Raw genomic sequence first — 18,565 nt, forward strand, 5'->3', positions numbered from 1 at the left:
GCAATAAAAAGGGGCCAGCCGGCCCCTTTGTTACACTGAAAAGCGATTAGAACTGGTAAACCAGACCCAGTGCTACGATATCGTCAGTGCTGATACCTGCGTTACGGGTGAACTCTTTGTCATCCAGCAGGTTGATTTTGTAGTCCACGTAGGTAGACATGTTTTTGTTGAAGTAGTAAGTCGCACCCACATCAACATATTTCAGCAGATCCTGATCGCCGTAACCTTCAATGTCCTTACCTTTGGACTGCAGGTATGCCACGGAAGGACGCAGGCCGAAGTCGAACTGGTACTGAGCAACCACTTCGAAGTTCTGTGCTTTGTTGGCCCAGCCTTGATCACCGATGCGAGTTGCGTTGTAGGTCTGAGTATACTGAGCAGCCAGATAGATGTTGTTGGCGTCGTATTTCAGACCACCGGTGTAGGTTTCAGCGCGATCGCCGTTACCTAAGCCGTAGTCATTCTGAGAGTTGGTACGTTTAGAGCTGCTGATGGCAGTACCGATACCGAAGCCTTCGCCCAGGTTATAAGTGATAGAACCGCCAACGCCGTCACCGTTCTGACGCAGTTCATTACGACCATTGTTAGTCTGGTCTTCACCACTCACGCTACCGTTTTTACCCTGATACTGAACAGCGAAGTTCAAGCCATCAACCAGGCCGAAGAAATCGCTGTTACGGTAGGTCGCGAAGCCGTTACCACGCTGCTGCATGAAGTTGTCAGAACCGTAGGTGTCGCCGCCAAATTCTGGCAGAACGTCGGTCCAGGAAGTCACATCGTAAACAACACCGTAGTTACGACCGTAGTCGAAAGAACCCGCGTCACCAAATTTCAGACCGGCGAACGCCACACGAGTCCAGGAGTTGTTTTCGTTCTCACCAGAGTTACCCTGAATCTGGTATTCCCACTGGCCGTAACCGGTCAGTTGATCGTTAACCTGAGTTTCGCCTTTGAAGCCAAGACGCATGTAGGTCTGGTCGCCATCCTGACTGTCGTCATCAGAGAAATAGTGCAGACCATCGACTTTGCCGTACAGATCTAATTTGTTGCCGTCTTTGTTATAAATTTCAGCCGCATTTGCTGCGCCTGCTACCAGCAGTGCTGGTACCAGGAGGGACAGTACTTTAACTTTCATTTTATTAACCCTCTGTTATATGCCTTATTATTACCACTGCTTACCGGTTAACCCTCTTAACCAGTCGGCAATTTCATTCTCCTCAAAATTACAGAATAATCCAACAGGAATATGATACGAAAACTTTGAAAATGTTTCATTTCACTATCAAGATGTTTCAATTTGTAAACATCAAGGAACTTTTACAAAGCACAAAGCGCTTAGAAAATTAGCACTCATAATCAAGCGAAAATATATGCTCATATAAATCAATCGCTTGCGATAAAGAAAATTACAGCACTGAATGACAAAACAAGATCGTGCGTAATCACTAAAATAACTCTCGCTATCATCATTAACTTTATTTATTACCGTCATTCAGCTTTGAATGTCTGTTTATCCCTAATTCAACCGGATGCTTCGCATTCGGTTTTTTTTACCTTTCTTTACGTAATTATTCTTTTTTTGTGCTACCGCACAGAAATCATAACGACTATTAACTAAATTCGCCTGAAACCCCTTCCGCATAAAACGCAACGCAACAAAACATAATTTCTTGTTTATTCGTGCTATTCTCTGTCTGATATCGAGCGTAATCTGTACATTCACCTCGGGTATGTACACATTTAATACAGACCATTCAGGAGTACTCACAGAGGAAAAAGTCGCGTGTTCAAAGGCTATGAGGCTGGAAATTCAGTTATTACCCTTTATACTGCCCTATCGCCATAAAGCACGGCCATTACGGGTTAAACATATCAATGAGTCAGACTGAAACTACCGCCCCGAGCAAATTCTCCCTTCTCCCCGGGAGCATCACCCGTTTCTTTCTTCTTTTGATCGTTGTGCTGTTGGTCACGATGGGGGTTATGGTTCAGAGCGCGGTGAACGCCTGGCTGAAGGATAAGAGCTATCAGGTCGTTGATATCACGCATGCCGTGCACAAGCGCATTGACACCTGGCGCTACGCCACCTGGCAGATTTACGACAATATCGCAGCCGCCCCGGCGACATCCTCAGGTGAAGGGCTGCAGGAAACGCGCCTGAAACAGGACGTTTACTACCTGGAAAAGCCGCAGCGTAAAACGGAAGCGCTTATTTTCGGCTCGCACGACAGCGCGACGCTTGAGATGACGCAGCGCATTTCGACCTATCTCGATACCCTCTGGGGTGCCGAGACGGTGCCATGGTCGATGTACTATCTGAACGGTCAGGATAACAGCATGATCCTGATCTCGACCCTGCCGCTTAAAGATCTCTCCTCGGGTTTTAAAGAGACGACCGTGGGCAGCATTGTTGATTCCCGCCGGGCAGAAATGCTGCAACAGGCGAACGCCCTTGATGAACGCGAAAGTTTCTCTTCCCTGCGCCGTCTGGCCTGGCAAAATGGCCATTACTTTACCCTGCGCACCACCTTTAACCAGCCAGGACATCTGGCGACGGTTGTGGCGTTCGATCTGCCAATTAACGATCTGATCCCGCCGGATATGCCGCTCGACAGCTTCCGTCTGGAGCCGGACAGCAGTACCCAGAACATGCGTGCTGCCTCGGATAAAGAGGCCGCAGAAAGCGTTTCTATCTCCTTTAACGGCTCGAAGATTGAAATTGCCTCTTCGCTGAACTCAACCGGTATGCGCCTGGTGTGGCAGGTGCCGTTTGGCACGCTGCTGCTCGATACCCTGCAAAATATCCTGTTACCGCTGCTGCTGAATATTGGACTACTGGCGCTGGCGCTGTTTGGCTACAGTACGTTCCGTTTCCAGCCCGGGCGTCAGAGCGATGCCTCAACGGTCCCGGCCAGAACCAGTAATGAATTGCGCGTATTACGTGCCCTGAATGAAGAAATCATCTCAGTACTGCCGCTGGGTGTGCTGGTTCACGACCAGGAAGCCAACCGCACGGTGATGAGCAATAAAATTGCCGACCATCTGCTGCCGCATCTTAACCTGCAGAACATCACCACCATGGCGGATCAGCATCAGGGGGTGATCCAGGCCACCATCAATAATGAACTGTATGAGATCCGTCAGTTCCGCAGCCAGGTCGCCTCCCGCACGCAGATCTTCATTATTCGCGATCAGGATCGCGAAGTGCTGGTGAACAAAAAACTGAAGCAGGCGCAAAGACTGTATGAGAAAAATCAGCAGGGTCGCGCCGCGTTTATGCAAAATATTGGTGATGCCTTCAAGCAGCCGTTAAGAACGCTGGCGACGCAGGCAGCGGCGTTGAGCACGCCTGGAAGTCAACAGCTGGCAAGCCAGGCGGATTCGCTGGTGCGGATGGTGGATGAGATCCAGCTCGCGAACATGCTTGAGAACGACTTCTGGAAAGGCACGCCGACCCTCTTCTCGATTCAGGATCTGATTGACGAAGTGGTGCCGGAAGTTCTGCCGGTGATTAAGCGCAAAGGTCTGCAGCTGCTGATTAATAACCATCTGCCGGCCAACGACGAACGTCACGGCGATCGTGAGGCGCTGCGTCGAATTCTGCTGATGATTATTCAGTACGCCGTCACCACCACGCAAATTGGCAAAATCACGCTTGAGGTCAATACCGACGAGTCCGCGGAGGATCGTCTGACGTTCCGTATCCTCGATACCGGTGAAGGCGTAACAACCAGTGAGATTGATAATCTGCACTTCCCGTTCCTGAACGATACCCAAAGCGATCGCTACGGTAAGGCCAATGCCCTGACCTTCTGGCTGTGCGATCAGCTGGCGCGTAAGCTTGGCGGCCATCTGAACATTAAAGCCCGTGAATCGCTTGGCACCCGTTATTCGCTGCACGTAAAAATGGCCGCCAATCCTCAGGAAGAAGATGAAGAACGCCTGCTGGACGATGTGGTTGTGATGGTGGATGTGACCTCGAACGAGATCCGCAATATCGTGGTACGCCTGCTGGAAAACTGGGGTGCGGCCTGCATCACGCCGGATGAAAGACTCTCAAGTCAAGAATTTGATCTGTTTTTAACTGATAATCCGTCTAATCTTACTGCCTCCGGCTTGCTTTTAAGCGATGATGAGCCAGGCGTGCGAAAAATCGGCCCAGGCCAGCTGCGCGTCAACTTTAATATAAGCAATGCGATGCAGGAAGCTGTACTACAACTAATAGAAGAGCAACTGGCGCAGGAAGAGATAGCGGAATCCCCGTTAGGCGGCAATGAAAATGCCGAGCTTCACGCCAGCGGATATTATTCACTCTTTGTTGATACAGTACCAGATGATGTTAAGCGGTTGTATACTGAGTCCGCTGCGAATGATTTTGCAGCGCTGGCGCAGACAGCACACCGGCTTAAAGGGGTGTTTGCCATGCTTAATCTGGTTCCCGGCAAGCAGTTATGTGAAACGCTGGAACATCTAATTCGTGAGAAAGATGCCTCTGGCATTGAAAAATACATCAGCGACATTGACGCCTACGTCAAAAGCTTGCTGTAGCAAGGTAGCCTAATACATGAACAATATGAACGTAATTATTGCCGATGACCATCCGATTGTACTGTTCGGTATTCGCAAATCACTTGAACAGATCGAGTGGGTGAATGTAGTCGGTGAATTTGAAGACTCTACAGCACTGATCAATAACCTCCCAAAACTTGATGCACACGTGCTCATTACCGATCTCTCCATGCCTGGAGACAAATACGGTGATGGGATCACGCTCATCAAATATATTAAACGTCACTTCCCGGACATCTCGATCATTGTTCTGACCATGAATAACAACCCGGCGATTCTGAGCGCCGTGCTGGATCTGGATATCGAAGGGATTGTACTGAAACAGGGCGCACCAACTGACCTGCCTAAAGCGCTGGCTGCGCTGCAGAAAGGCAAAAAGTTCACCCCTGAGAGCGTCTCTCGTCTGCTGGAAAAAATCAGTGCAGGTGGCTACGGTGACAAACGCCTGTCGCCAAAAGAGAGCGAAGTTCTGCGTCTGTTCGCTGAAGGTTTCCTCGTGACCGAGATTGCCAAGAAGCTGAACCGCAGTATTAAAACCATCAGTAGCCAGAAGAAATCAGCCATGATGAAACTGGGCGTGGACAACGATATCGCGCTGCTGAACTATCTCTCCTCCGTGACGCTGAGCGCGACGGATAAGGATTGATCCAGAACGGGTGTGCGTCCTGATGCCCTCATCCTGTCCCTCTCCCACGGGGAGAGGGTGAAAAGTAAAAGGCCCTTACGGGCCTTTTTTATGTCCGCGTTTTTCTCACCCGATCCGCGTAAATCGACAATGTCTGCTTCAGTACGTCCAGCGTAACCGGTTTCGACAGACAGCTGTCCATTCCTGACTCCAGGCAGCGCTGTTTCTCTTCCGCCAGCGCATTCGCCGTGACGCCAACCACCGGCAACGTCAGACCAAGCTGGCGGATACGCTGCGTCAGACGATAGCCGTCCATATTGGGCATATTCACGTCGCTGAGAACGATATCAATATGGTTTTTACTCAGCACATTCAGCGCATCCACGCCGTCATTAGCGGTTTTACATTGATAACCCAGCGAGCCCAGCTGGTCAGCCAGCAGGCGACGGTTAATCGGATGGTCATCCACGACCAGAATCATCATATCGTCGTTTACTGACGCCAGCGATTCCGGTGACGGCAGGGTCGCCGCGCCATCGTTCTCTTCGAGCTGCACGCTGTAGATGCGCGCCAGCAGCCCCAACAGCTCATGTGGCGTCGCCACACTATGAACCCACTCGCCCGGCGCACGCTCAACCGGAATACCGATGTGGCGACGACAGAACATCACCACGCCCCTTCCCTGCCACGGTTGCGCCAGCGTGTCATCGGTGATCAATACATCGTCCACGTCCGGCGTCTGGCCTTCATAACGGGAAACCCGCACGCCGCTGTGGTTCAGCAGTGCCGTCAGATAATCATTCAGCGAGGCGTTGTGCACCGCCAGCCAGCAGCGCTTATCGCTCAGGCCGTCAACCGTCGTTTTCGCCGGATACTGCGCAGAATAGAGCGGAATACGAATGGTGAACTGGCTGCCCATGCCGGGTTCGGTATCCACCGAGATATCGCCGTCCATCATGCTGACGAGCTTCTCACAAATTGCCAGCCCCAGTCCGGTCCCCTGGAAGTTACGCTGCACGCCGGTACCAACCTGGAAGAACGGGTCAAACAGACGAACCACTTCCTTCGCCGGGATCCCAACACCGGTATCCCGCACGCGAATGCTCAGGTAGTCCCCTGCCCGGCACACATGCAACACGATACAGCCGATGTCGGTGAACTTGATGGCGTTACTGAGCAGGTTCGAAATGACCTGCTGCAGACGCATAGGATCGCCATGCAGCGTCAGCGGTACGTCTGGCTCAATAAAGCAATAGAGACCCAGCTGTTTACGTACCACCAGCGGCAGATAGTTGGCGCTGATGTGGTTCATCACCTCGCGCGGAGAGAACTCTCGCGGTTCAATTTTCAGCTGCTCGGACTCAATTTTCGAGAAATCGAGAATGTCGCTGATGATTTTCAGCAGCAGGCTTGAGGAGTTGTTCATCGCCGTCACCAGGCGATCAACGCCTTTCGGCAGCTCTTTGGTTTGCAGCAGATCGAGGTTGCCGATAATCCCGTACAGCGGCGTACGCAGTTCGTGACTGACGGTGGCAAGGAACATGGATTTCGACTGGCTGGCCTGCTCTGCCGCCTGGGCCATCTCCTGCAAAGACTCTTCCATCTTCACACGTGCGGAGACATCCACCAGCACGCAAATCGCCACGTTTTCATTGCGATAGCGCGAATGCACGAAGCTTATCTGTAAGTTAGTGTGGGTGCTCGTCAGCACGTCGACAAAATTCACCTGCTGACCACAGATAATTTGCGTCAGCCTTTGCCGGTCCTCGTGCGTCAGCATGTTCAGGTAGTTATGCGCCAGTTCATTACTGAGGATATTGGTGCCGTCCTGGGTGCGCAGGATACAGATCCCCACCGGTGCGGAGGCAACAATCTTACGGTTAAACTGCTCGTGTTCCTCCAGACGCTGGGCATCGCTTTCAGCGGGGATAAAAATCTTCCGCTCATACATCCGCGCCAGGGTAAACAGCGCGCCACCGGCCAGCACGTTCAGCAGGATGGCATTCATGATAAGAATACGGATCCGCTCAAGCACCATATCCACAGGCAGGGAATAGACGATACTCAGCGACGATGGCGGTAAGCTTTTCTTCAGCACCAGCTCACGGAATCCTGAGGTATAGCCAAACCACGAACGCTCCTGCATCCAGTGCGGATCGACGTTCAGGCGATTATCCGGCCCGGTGAGTGAAATCAGGGGATGGCCGTTCTCATCCAGAATGGTCACTCCCATCGGCAGACTGCCCGGCGTGAAGAAGTTTTCCATGCGGATGGTCTGTTCAATGCCCAGCAGCGCCTGCAGGCGATTGCCCAGATAAACCGGCGTCAGCGCATAGAAATAGCCCACGCCCATGCGCGGCCCCTGGCTTATCCAGAAGATGTTATTCCCGCGCTCGTCCTGCGGCGCATTGCGGTATTTCAAAATGCGTTCATGCAGGCTTTTCAGCGCATCATCACGTTCGACGGGCACATCGCGAAGGCCAAAGTCGGCCATGCAGAGGTTTTCACTGCCAATCAGGAATACGCGGTTCAGGTCATAGGCGGCGGAGAAGTTGTCGCGCCAGTAGCGCATAAACCAGGAGAGCGATTCCAGGGAACCGCGCCAGGTGTTGCTCATGGCGGAGCAGTCGGAATCCGGGAACAGCGGCTCGAAATCCGGTACTTCGGTTTTGTCATTACGGCCGCGGATGGCAAGAATACCGTTTTCCGCCGTCAGGCGATTTTCGGCAATGTACTTCAGCTCCTTCATCACGTCGGAGGTGCGCTGAATATAGCGCTGGGCCTGATCGGAACTTAGGTTAAATTCCTGACGGATCTCCGCTTCTTTCTGGTGCAGCGCGTTGACGATGTAAAACACCGAGGACAAGGCCACCAGTAACCAAAGCAAGAGCGCCAGCGCCCGAAACAGATAGCGAGAGACTTTCAGCGTGGTTCGAAAGGAGACGAGGTATTTCAAAGGGGCGAGGCTCCGCCGTCGGGGTCAAAAAGAATGTGGTTAAGGTAGCGGTAAACGCGGCTTGTCGCAACGTTGACTTGTCTGCATCTACAAAAGAAAAGGGCCGGAATCCGGCCCTTTATGCGTCAGGAGACATTACTCGTCAGCATCATCCGCTGCATCATCGTCGGTGTCCACTTCCGGTGCGATATCATCATCACCTTCCGCGACGCTACCGTCGATGGAGTCGAGCTCTTCGTCGTCCACTGGCTCAGCAACACGTTGCAGACCCACCACGTTTTCATCTTCCGCCGTACGGATGAGGATAACGCCCTGGGTATTACGACCCACCACGCTAATCTCCGACACGCGGGTACGCACCAGCGTACCGGCATCGGTGATCATCATGATCTGGTCGGCATCGTCTACCTGCACCGCGCCCACAACGGAACCGTTGCGCTCGGTCACCTTGATAGAGATAACGCCCTGCGTGCCACGCGACTTGGTTGGGTATTCCCCTTCCGCGGTACGTTTACCGTAACCATTCTGCGTCACGGTCAGGATAGCCCCTTCCCCGCGCGGAATAATCAGAGAAACGACGCTGTCTTCGCCCGCCAGTTTGATACCGCGAACGCCCGTTGCGGTACGACCCATTGCACGGACGGCGTCTTCTTTGAAGCGCACCACTTTACCGGCTGCGGAGAAGAGCATGACTTCATCTTTGCCTGAAGTCAGATCGACGCCAATCAGCTCATCGCCTTCGTTCAGGTTCACCGCGATGATACCGGCAGAACGTGGACGGCTGAACTCGGTCAGCGCGGTTTTCTTCACGGTACCGCTGGCAGTCGCCATAAAGACGTTCACGCCCTCTTCGTACTCGCGTACCGGCAGAATGGCGGTGATACGTTCGTTCGCTTCCAGCGGCAGCAGGTTAACGATCGGACGACCACGTGCACCACGGCTCGCTTCCGGCAGCTGGTAGACCTTCATCCAGTACAGACGACCCCGGCTGGAGAAGCAGAGGATGGTGTCATGGGTGTTCGCCACCAGCAGACGGTCGATAAAGTCTTCTTCTTTAATACGTGCCGCAGATTTGCCTTTACCACCACGACGCTGTGCTTCGTAGTCAGTTAACGGCTGATACTTCACGTAGCCCTGGTGAGACAGGGTCACAACAACGTCTTCCTGGTTGATCAGGTCTTCGATGTTGATATCTGCGGAGTTGGCGGTGATTTCGGTGCGACGCTCATCGCCGAACTGATCGCGGATCAGCTCCAGCTCTTCGCGGATCACTTCCATCAGGCGCTCTGCGCTGCCCAGGATGTGCAGCAGTTCAGCGATCTGCTCCAGCAGCTCTTTATATTCGTCGAGCAGTTTTTCATGCTCAAGGCCGGTCAGTTTCTGCAGACGCAGATCCAGAATCGCCTGGGCTTGCTGTTCAGTCAGGTAGTACTGACCATCACGCACGCCGAATTCAGGTTCCAGCCACTCAGGACGCGCGGCGTCATCACCGGCACGCTCCAGCATTGCCGCAACGTTGCCCAGATCCCACGGACGGGAAATCAGCGCGGTTTTCGCTTCCGCCGGGGTTGGCGCGCGACGGATCAGTTCAATGATCGGGTCGATGTTGGCCAGCGCCACGGCCAGTGCCTCAAGGATGTGGGCACGGTCACGCGCTTTACGCAGTTCGAAAATAGTACGACGGGTCACCACTTCGCGGCGGTGACGGACAAACGCGCTCAGGATCTCTTTCAGGTTCATGATCTTCGGCTGACCATGGTGCAGTGCAACCATGTTGATACCGAAGGAGACTTGCAGCTGGGTCTGAGAGTACAGGTTGTTCAGCACAACCTCGCCCACCGCGTCGCGTTTGATTTCAATCACGATGCGCATACCGTCTTTATCAGACTCGTCACGCAGCGCGCTGATGCCTTCAACACGTTTTTCTTTTACCAGCTCGGCGATTTTTTCAATCAGTCGCGCTTTGTTCACCTGATACGGGATCTCGTGAACAATGATGGTTTCACGGCCGGTTTTGGCATCTGCTTCCACTTCGGCGCGGGCACGGATGTAAATCTTGCCGCGACCGGTGCGGTACGCTTCTTCAATACCACGACGACCGTTGATGATGGCCGCCGTCGGGAAGTCCGGGCCCGGGATGTGTTCCATCAGCCCTTCAATGCTGATGTCTTCATCGTCGATATAGGCCAGGCAGCCGTTGATCACTTCGGTGATGTTGTGCGGCGGAATGTTGGTCGCCATCCCTACGGCGATACCGGACGAACCGTTCACCAGCAGGTTAGGGATCTTCGTTGGCATGACGTCAGGAATTTTTTCCGTGCCGTCGTAGTTATCAACGAAATCAACCGTCTCTTTTTCCAGGTCGGCCATCAGCTCATGGGCAATTTTCGCCAGACGGATTTCCGTATAACGCATTGCCGCGGCGGAGTCGCCGTCGATAGAACCAAAGTTACCCTGACCATCTACCAGCATGTAACGCAGCGAGAAAGGCTGCGCCATACGAACGATGGTGTCGTACACCGCGGAATCACCATGGGGATGGTATTTACCGATTACGTCACCAACGACACGGGCAGATTTTTTGTAGGCTTTATTCCAGTCATTGCCCAATACGTTCATGGCGTATAGTACGCGACGGTGTACCGGCTTCAGGCCATCGCGGACGTCCGGCAGCGCACGGCCAACAATGACCGACATCGCATAGTCCAGATAGGAGCTCTTCAGCTCTTCCTCGATGTTAACCGGTGTAATTTCTCTCGCAAGGTCGCTCATCTAACCGCTATCCCTCTACTGTATCCCGGATTCAAAGGTCGCAAATTATAACACAGCCACGGTGATACAGGTAAACCTATACGCTTTATTCACAGGGATTGCCTGATATACTCATTCGTCTTGCTAAATAAGGAGTAAAAGCGCCCATGAATGCCGAAAAATCCCCGGTGGCTCACAACGTAGACCACGAAGAGATTGCCAAATTTGAAGCGGTGGCGTCCCGCTGGTGGGATCTCGAAGGTGAGTTCAAACCTCTGCATCGCATCAACCCGCTGCGTCTGGGCTATATCGCGGAGCGTTCCGGCGGTCTGTTCGGTAAAAAAGTGCTCGACGTCGGCTGCGGCGGCGGCATCCTGGCAGAGAGCATGGCGCGCGAAGGGGCCACTGTCACCGGCCTGGATATGGGTTTTGAACCGTTGCAGGTTGCCCGTCTGCATGCCCTGGAGTCCGGGATTCAGGTGGAGTACGTGCAGGAAACCGTTGAGGAACACGCGGCAAAACATGCGCACCAGTACGACGTGGTCACCTGCATGGAGATGCTGGAGCACGTTCCCGACCCGCAGTCCGTCGTCAACGCCTGCGCAAAACTGGTGAAACCGGGCGGCCAGGTCTTCTTCTCGACCATCAACCGTAACGGCAAAGCCTGGCTGATGGCCGTCGTCGGCGCAGAGTATGTACTGCGCATGGTGCCCAAAGGCACACACGACGTGAAGAAATTCATCAAGCCTGCCGAGTTACTGGGCTGGGTTGACCAGACGTGGCTCAAGGAGCAGCACATCACCGGTCTGCACTACAATCCGCTGACCGATAAATTCAAACTCGCCCCGGGCGTGGATGTTAACTATATGTTGCACACCACCGCCAAAAACGACTAACGTCATCCATTATTCTTATAAAGATTGCGCGACATCATGTTGCGCAATTCTGACCTCCCGTTGAAGAAATCAGCACTCGATCAAATTTTGAATTTTTTTTCTTAATTATTGACATCTCTTCCAGGCCTTACAGCATGAGGACTTAGCCTTTTTTACCCTTTCACAACCTCAATTTAACGTCAAAATCAACCCTTGTACTGAAAAGAATCCTTACTAGAATACTCACCATATAGCGTTTCTCTTATCGCAAACCCCCTATATGTAGTATTTATCCACAGAGTTAGTCACAAGGCGGATCTGTGGATAAACGGGGGATATTTTTTTATTTCACGGACAGGTAAAACCCACATGAATCAGAGTCTGCTGGTGACAAAGCGCGACGGTACTACCGAGCGTATCAATCTGGACAAAATCCATCGAGTTCTCGACTGGGCAGCAGAAGGCCTGAACAACGTATCTATCTCCCAGGTTGAACTGCGTTCCCATATTCAGTTCTACGACGGCATCAAAACGTCTGATATCCACGAAACCATCATCAAAGCGGCGGCGGATCTGATCTCCCGCGAAGCGCCGGATTATCAGTACCTCGCTGCACGTCTGGCGATTTTCCACCTGCGTAAAAAAGCCTACGGCCAGTTCGAGCCGCCTGCGCTTTACGACCACGTGGTGAAAATGGTTGAGCTGGGTAAATACGACACGCATCTGCTGGAAGACTATACGGAAGAAGAGTTCGAGCAGATGAACGGGTTTATCGACCACTGGCGTGATATGAACTTCTCCTACGCAGCGGTGAAACAGCTCGAAGGCAAATACCTGGTCCAGAACCGTGTCACGGGCGAAATCTACGAGAGCGCCCAGTTCCTCTATATTCTGGTGGCCGCCTGCCTGTTCTCAAACTACCCGCGTGACACCCGTCTGGAATACGTTAAGCGTTTCTATGATGCGGTCTCTACGTTCAAGATTTCTCTGCCGACGCCGATTATGTCTGGCGTGCGTACCCCAACCCGTCAGTTCAGCTCCTGCGTACTGATCGAGTGCGGTGACAGCCTGGATTCCATCAACGCGACCTCCAGCGCGATTGTCAAATACGTCTCCCAGCGTGCCGGTATCGGTATCAACGCCGGTCGCATTCGTGCCCTGGGCAGCCCAATTCGCGGCGGTGAAGCCTTCCATACCGGTTGTATCCCGTTCTACAAGCACTTCCAGACGGCAGTAAAATCCTGCTCTCAGGGCGGCGTGCGCGGTGGTGCGGCAACCCTGTTCTACCCAATGTGGCACCTGGAAGTCGAAAGCCTGCTGGTACTGAAAAACAACCGTGGGGTTGAAGGTAACCGCGTGCGTCACATGGACTACGGCGTACAGATCAACAAACTGATGTACACCCGTCTGCTGAAAGGCGAAGACATTACCCTGTTCAGCCCGTCCGATGTCCCGGGTCTGTATGACGCGTTCTTCGCCGATCAGGACGAGTTTGAACGTCTGTACACCAAATACGAAAAAGACGACAGCATCCGTAAACAGCGCGTGAAGGCGGTCGATCTGTTCTCCCTGATGATGCAGGAACGTGCCTCTACCGGCCGTATCTACATCCAGAACGTTGACCACTGCAACACCCACAGCCCGTTTGATCCGGTTGTTGCGCCAGTGCGCCAGTCTAACCTGTGCCTGGAGATCGCCCTGCCGACCAAACCGCTGGAAGACGTGAACGACGAAAACGGCGAAATTGCGCTGTGTACGCTGTCTGCGTTCAACCTGGGCGCGATTAAGAGCCTGGACGAGCTGGAAGAGCTGGCAGTGCTGGCCGTCCGTGCGCTCGACGCCCTGCTGGACTACCAGGATTACCCAATCCCTGCGGCGAAACGCGGCGCAATGGGCCGTCGTACGCTGGGTATCGGCGTCATCAACTTCGCCTACTGGCTGGCGAAACACGGTAAGCGTTACTCCGACGGCAGCGCGAACAACCTGACCCACGAAACGTTCGAAGCGATCCAGTATTACCTGTTGAAAGCGTCTAACGAGCTGGCGAAAGAGCAAGGCGCATGCCCGTGGTTTAACGAAACCACCTATGCGAAAGGCATTCTGCCAATCGACACCTACAAGAAAGACCTGGATGCGATTGCAAACGCGCCGCTGCATCTGGACTGGGAAGCACTGCGCGAGTCCATTAAGACTCACGGCCTGCGCAACTCCACGCTCTCTGCCCTGATGCCATCTGAGACCTCTTCGCAGATCTCTAACGCCACCAACGGTATCGAGCCGCCGCGCGGTCACGTCAGCATTAAAGCGTCGAAAGACGGCATCCTGCGCCAGGTGGTGCCGGATTACGAACTGCTGAAAGACAACTACGAGCTGCTGTGGGAAATGCCAAACAATGACGGCTATCTGCAGCTGGTGGGTATCATGCAGAAATTCATCGATCAGTCGATCTCTGCCAATACCAACTACGACCCGACGCGTTTCCCGTCTGGTAAAGTGCCAATGCAGCAACTGCTGAAAGACCTGCTCACCGCGTACAAATTTGGCGTGAAAACCCTGTATTATCACAACACCCGTGATGGTGCAGAAGACGCGCAGGACGATCTGGCACCGTCAATTCAGGATGATGGCTGCGAAAGCGGCGCATGTAAGATCTAATAAATCCCCTCATCCTAACCCTCTCCCACAGGGAGAGGGAACTCTTTCCCCCTCTCCCTGTGGGAGAGGGCCGGGATGAGGGGGAAATAACACCACAGGACACACTCATGGCATATACCACCTTTTCACAGACGAAAAACGACCAGCTCAAAGAGCCGATGTTCTTCGGCCAGCCGGTCAATGTGGCACGCTACGATCAGCAAAAATATGACATCTTCGAAAAGCTGATTGAAAAGCAACTCTCCTTCTTCTGGCGTCCGGAAGAAGTGGACGTTTCCCGCGATCGTATCGATTTCCAGGCCTTGCCGGAGCATGAAAAACACATTTTCATCAGCAACCTGAAGTACCAGACGCTGCTGGACTCCATTCAGGGCCGCAGCCCGAACGTTGCCCTGCTGCCGCTGATCTCCATTCCGGAACTGGAAACCTGGGTGGAAACCTGGGCGTTCTCGGAGACGATCCACTCCCGCTCTTACACCCACATTATCCGCAACATCGTTAACGATCCGGCGGTGGTGTTTGACGATATCGTCACCAACGAGCAGATTCAGAAACGCGCGGAAGGGATTGCCCACTACTACGACGAGCTGATCGAGATGACCAGCTACTGGCACCTGCTGGGCGAAGGGACCCACAACGTGAACGGCAAAACCGTCACCGTGAACCTGCGCGCGCTGAAAAAGCAGCTGTACCTGTGCCTGATGAGCGTTAACGCCCTGGAAGCCATCCGCTTCTACGTGAGCTTTGCCTGCTCCTTTGCGTTTGCCGAGCGCAAGCTGATGGAAGGTAACGCCAAAATCATCCGTCTAATCGCCCGTGACGAAGCCCTGCACCTGACCGGCACCCAGCACATGCTGAACCTGTTGCGCAGCGGTGCAGACGACCCGGAGATGGCGGAAATCGCTGAAGAGTGCAAGCAGGAGTGCTACGACCTGTTCGTGCTGGCCGCACAGCAGGAGAAAGAGTGGGCAGACTACCTGTTCCGCGACGGCTCCATGATTGGCCTGAACAAAGACATTCTGTGCCAGTACGTTGAGTACATCACCAACATCCGTATGCAGGCGGTCGGTCTCGATCTGCCATTCCAGACGCGTTCCAACCCGATCCCGTGGATCAACACTTGGCTGGTGTCCGATAACGTGCAGGTGGCGCCACAGGAAGTGGAAGTGAGTTCTTACCTGGTCGGTCAGATTGATTCTGAAGTCAACACTGACGACCTGAGCAATTTCCAGCTCTGATGACGCGCGTAACGCTGAGTCTTTCGGGCACAGAAGTGCTGTGCCAGGAAGAGCACCCTTCCCTGCTGGCAGCCCTTGAGGCGAATCAGGTGACGGTAGAGTATCAGTGTCGTGAAGGCTATTGCGGCTCCTGCCGCTGCCGCCTGGTCACCGGCCAGGTGGACTGGCTGACCGAACCGCTGGCCTTTATCAATGAAGGGGAAATTTTGCCCTGCTGCTGCCGGGCAAAAGGTGATATTGAAATCGAGATGTGATTGCCCTGGTTCCCTCTCCCGGTGGGAGAGGGTTAGGGTGAGGGCATCAGGCCGCAGAGCCTGATTGTCGGGTGGCGGCTTCGCCTTACCCGACCTACAAAACCTACTTCCGGTGAATGAATTCGACTGCTTTATCCGGGAAATCCGTAAACAACCCGTCTACGTCCGCCTGCTTATACAACACCTCGTAAAGCTGATTCACGTCCGTGGCGTACGGCGGTAACTGGTCAGCACGCACCGTATACGGATGCACCTGCATCTTGCTGGCGTGTGCCTCTTTTACCATAGCCGTCAGCTTCACGTGGCCCGGGATTGAACCTTCCGCCACCAGCATGTGGTAATCCGGCCCGATCCCGTCGGCGTACTGCGCGATCTGCTTCATGGCGCCCGGTTTGAACATCCAGTCGTAGTTATAGTTTACCCACTTGCCGTCTGCCTGCTTCTCCTGGGTTTCGTTCCAGTCGGTATAGGCAATCAGCTGGACCAGATTGAGATCCATCCCCATCTTAGGCTCCAGCTCGGTTTTGATGCGCTTCAGTTCTGCGGCGTCAAAACACTGGAGATAAACTTTGTCCTTCTTGCTGGTGTAGCCGTATTGCTTCAGCACCTCCAGCGTCTTCGCGGCAATATCCTTCCCTTCCTGGTGATGGAACCACGGGGCTTTAATTTCCGGATAGATACCGATATTTTTGCCTGTCGAGTGGTTCAGCCCCTGAACAAACTCAATCTCTTCCTGGAAGGTATGGATACGGAAGTCAGATTTGCCCATTGGGAAACGTCCCGGATAAACCTGCACCTTCTTGCCGTTTTCAATCTCGAAGCCTTCGGTAAACTTCAGAGAGCGGATTTCATCCAGAGTAAAATCGATGGCGTAAAAACGACCATCTTTACGGGCACGGTCCGGGAAACGCTCCGCCACATCGGTCACGCGATCAAGATAGTGGTCATGCAGGACGACCAGCTGGTCGTCCTTTGTCATCACCAGATCCTGCTCAAGATAATCGGCCCCCTGCGCGTAGGCCATCGCTTTCGCCGGCAGCGTATGCTCCGGCAGATAGCCGCTTGCGCCGCGATGGGCAATAACGATTTTATCCGCCGCCAGCGCGGAGCCGGTCATCAGGCCCGCCAGCAGCAGACCGGTCGCTAATTGAGTTAATTTCATGGCAATGCTCCTTATTGACGACGCGCCAGCACGTCCGCGTGGTGACGTTTTTCACCAATCATCACAACAATCAGCAGCAGTACCGCCAGCACGCTGCCGCCGATCATCACCATAAAGCCGCCGTCCCAGCCGAAGAAGTCAACGGTATAGCCCACGATGGCGCTCGCCGCGACCGAACCGCCCAGGTAGCCAAACAGACCGGTAAAGCCTGCCGCCGTACCGGCTGCTTTTTTCGGTGCCAGTTCCAGCGCATGCAGACCGATCAACATAACAGGACCATAAATCAGGAAGCCGATGACGATCATACAGGTCATATCCACGCCCGGGTTACCCGGCGGGTTGAGCCAGTAGACGACGGTGGCAATGGTCACGAGCGTCATAAAGAAGACGCCCGTTGCGCCACGGTTGCCCTTAAATACTTTGTCCGACATCCAGCCGCAAATCAGCGTCCCCGGGATCCCCGCGTATTCGTACAGGAAGTAGGCCCAGGAGGATTTATCCAGCGCGAAATGCTTCACCTCTTTCAGGTAGGTCGGTGACCAGTCGAGGATGCCGTAACGCAGCAGGTAAACAAACACGTTCGCAACCGCGATGTACCACAGCAGTTTGTTCGGCAACACGTACTTCATGAAGATCTGCTTTGCCGTCAGCTCTTCTTCGTGCTTCTCGCTGTAATCATCCGGATAGTCGTTTTTGTACTCCTCAATCGGCGGCAGGCCGCAGGACTGCGGTGTATCGCGCATCAGCGCAAAGGCGATAATCGCCACCAGAATGGCGCCAAAGGCAGGCATATAGAGCGCAGCGTGCCAATCGTTGAACCAGGCCATCCCCAGCAGGAACAGCAGAGGCGGAATGCCGCCACCCACGTTATGCGCGCAGTTCCACACCGACACGATGCCACCACGCTCCTTTTGCGACCACCAGTGCACCATGGTACGCCCGCATGGCGGCCATCCCATCCCCTGGAACCAGCCGCACAGGAACAGCAGCACAAACATAATAGCGATGCTGGACGTTGCCCATGGCACAAAGCCCATAAACAGCATCACCGCCGCCGCCAGGATCAGACCGGCTGGCAGGAACACGCGCGGATTCGAGCGATCCGACACCGATCCCATGATGAATTTCGAAAAGCCGTAGGCGATGGAGATCCCCGACAGCGCGAACCCGAGATCGCCACGCGAAAAGCCCTGCTCAACCAGATAAGGCATGGCGAGGGCAAAGTTTTTACGCACAAGGTAATACGCCGCATACCCGAAGAAGATCCCCAGGAAGATTTGCCAGCGCAGGCGGCGGTAAAGCGGATCTATTTCTGCCTCAGGCAGACGCGCCCGGTGCGGCGCAGGTTTAAAGATACTGAGCATGACAGCCTCCGTGGCCATATATTGAATTTACAGGGGTTTAACTGCCCCAAACTCCAGCAAGGCGGGGATGTTAAGAAATCACGGTGATTGTTACTGTGAATCAACGCACAAATTGT

General features: G+C 53.8%; 11 protein-coding genes. 6 read left to right on the forward strand and 5 right to left on the reverse strand.

Annotation, left to right across the window (positions count from 1 at the left end; all coding sequences use genetic code 11):
• Positions 1–46: 46 nt before the first annotated feature.
• Positions 47–1,135: a porin OmpC gene (locus VF709_RS03845; protein ID WP_038420237.1), complete on the reverse strand. Its 1,089-nt coding sequence runs from the start codon at positions 1,133–1,135 to the stop codon at positions 47–49.
• 740 nt (positions 1,136–1,875) lie between these two features.
• Here VF709_RS03845 and rcsD point away from each other — a divergent pair.
• Both rcsD and rcsB read left to right on the forward strand, forming a co-directional pair.
• Complete coding sequence (gene rcsD, locus VF709_RS03850; RefSeq protein WP_440230923.1) at positions 1,876–4,548, forward strand: phosphotransferase RcsD; 2,673 nt, start codon at positions 1,876–1,878, stop codon at positions 4,546–4,548.
• Positions 4,549–4,564: 16 nt separating this feature from the next.
• Positions 4,565–5,215, forward strand: a complete 651-nt coding sequence (rcsB, locus tag VF709_RS03855) for a response regulator transcription factor RcsB (RefSeq protein WP_003859405.1) — start codon at positions 4,565–4,567, stop codon at positions 5,213–5,215.
• Positions 5,216–5,303: 88 nt separating this feature from the next.
• On the opposite strand, the gene rcsC is transcribed toward rcsB, so the two are convergent.
• Entirely contained in the window at positions 5,304–8,150 is a 2,847-nt protein-coding gene (gene rcsC, locus VF709_RS03860; RefSeq protein WP_020690666.1) for a two-component system sensor histidine kinase RcsC, read from the reverse strand.
• A 135-nt stretch (positions 8,151–8,285) separates the two neighbouring features.
• On the reverse strand, positions 8,286–10,922 hold the full coding sequence (gene gyrA, locus VF709_RS03865) for a DNA topoisomerase (ATP-hydrolyzing) subunit A (RefSeq protein ID WP_013098009.1): 2,637 nt from the start codon (positions 10,920–10,922) through the stop codon (positions 8,286–8,288).
• 146 nt (positions 10,923–11,068) lie between these two features.
• On the opposite strand from gyrA, the gene ubiG reads away from it, so the two are divergent.
• The 4 genes from ubiG (at position 11,069) to yfaE (ending at position 15,923) form a co-directional block, all read left to right on the forward strand.
• On the forward strand, positions 11,069–11,797 hold the full coding sequence (gene ubiG, locus VF709_RS03870) for a bifunctional 2-polyprenyl-6-hydroxyphenol methylase/3-demethylubiquinol 3-O-methyltransferase UbiG (RefSeq protein ID WP_020690665.1): 729 nt from the start codon (positions 11,069–11,071) through the stop codon (positions 11,795–11,797).
• Positions 11,798–12,145: 348 nt separating this feature from the next.
• Complete coding sequence (gene nrdA / locus VF709_RS03875; RefSeq protein WP_020690664.1) at positions 12,146–14,431, forward strand: class 1a ribonucleoside-diphosphate reductase subunit alpha; 2,286 nt, start codon at positions 12,146–12,148, stop codon at positions 14,429–14,431.
• A gap of 107 nt (positions 14,432–14,538) precedes the next feature.
• Complete coding sequence (nrdB, locus tag VF709_RS03880) at positions 14,539–15,669, forward strand: class Ia ribonucleoside-diphosphate reductase subunit beta (RefSeq protein ID WP_013098012.1); 1,131 nt, start codon at positions 14,539–14,541, stop codon at positions 15,667–15,669.
• Complete coding sequence (yfaE, locus tag VF709_RS03885) at positions 15,669–15,923, forward strand: class I ribonucleotide reductase maintenance protein YfaE (RefSeq protein ID WP_014832737.1); 255 nt, start codon at positions 15,669–15,671, stop codon at positions 15,921–15,923. The genes nrdB and yfaE overlap by 1 nt, the downstream gene beginning before the upstream one ends.
• Positions 15,924–16,026: 103 nt before the next feature.
• On the opposite strand, the gene glpQ is transcribed toward yfaE, so the two are convergent.
• On the reverse strand, positions 16,027–17,085 hold the full coding sequence (gene glpQ, locus VF709_RS03890) for a glycerophosphodiester phosphodiesterase (protein WP_149896204.1): 1,059 nt from the start codon (positions 17,083–17,085) through the stop codon (positions 16,027–16,029).
• An 11-nt stretch (positions 17,086–17,096) separates the two neighbouring features.
• Entirely contained in the window at positions 17,097–18,449 is a 1,353-nt protein-coding gene (gene glpT / locus VF709_RS03895; protein WP_013098018.1) for a glycerol-3-phosphate transporter, read from the reverse strand.
• Positions 18,450–18,565 lie beyond the last annotated feature (116 nt).

The sequence above is a fragment of the Enterobacter sp. Lyrl_3 genome (genome assembly GCF_051948675.1).
In the GTDB taxonomy this organism is placed as follows: domain Bacteria; phylum Pseudomonadota; class Gammaproteobacteria; order Enterobacterales; family Enterobacteriaceae; genus Enterobacter; species Enterobacter cloacae.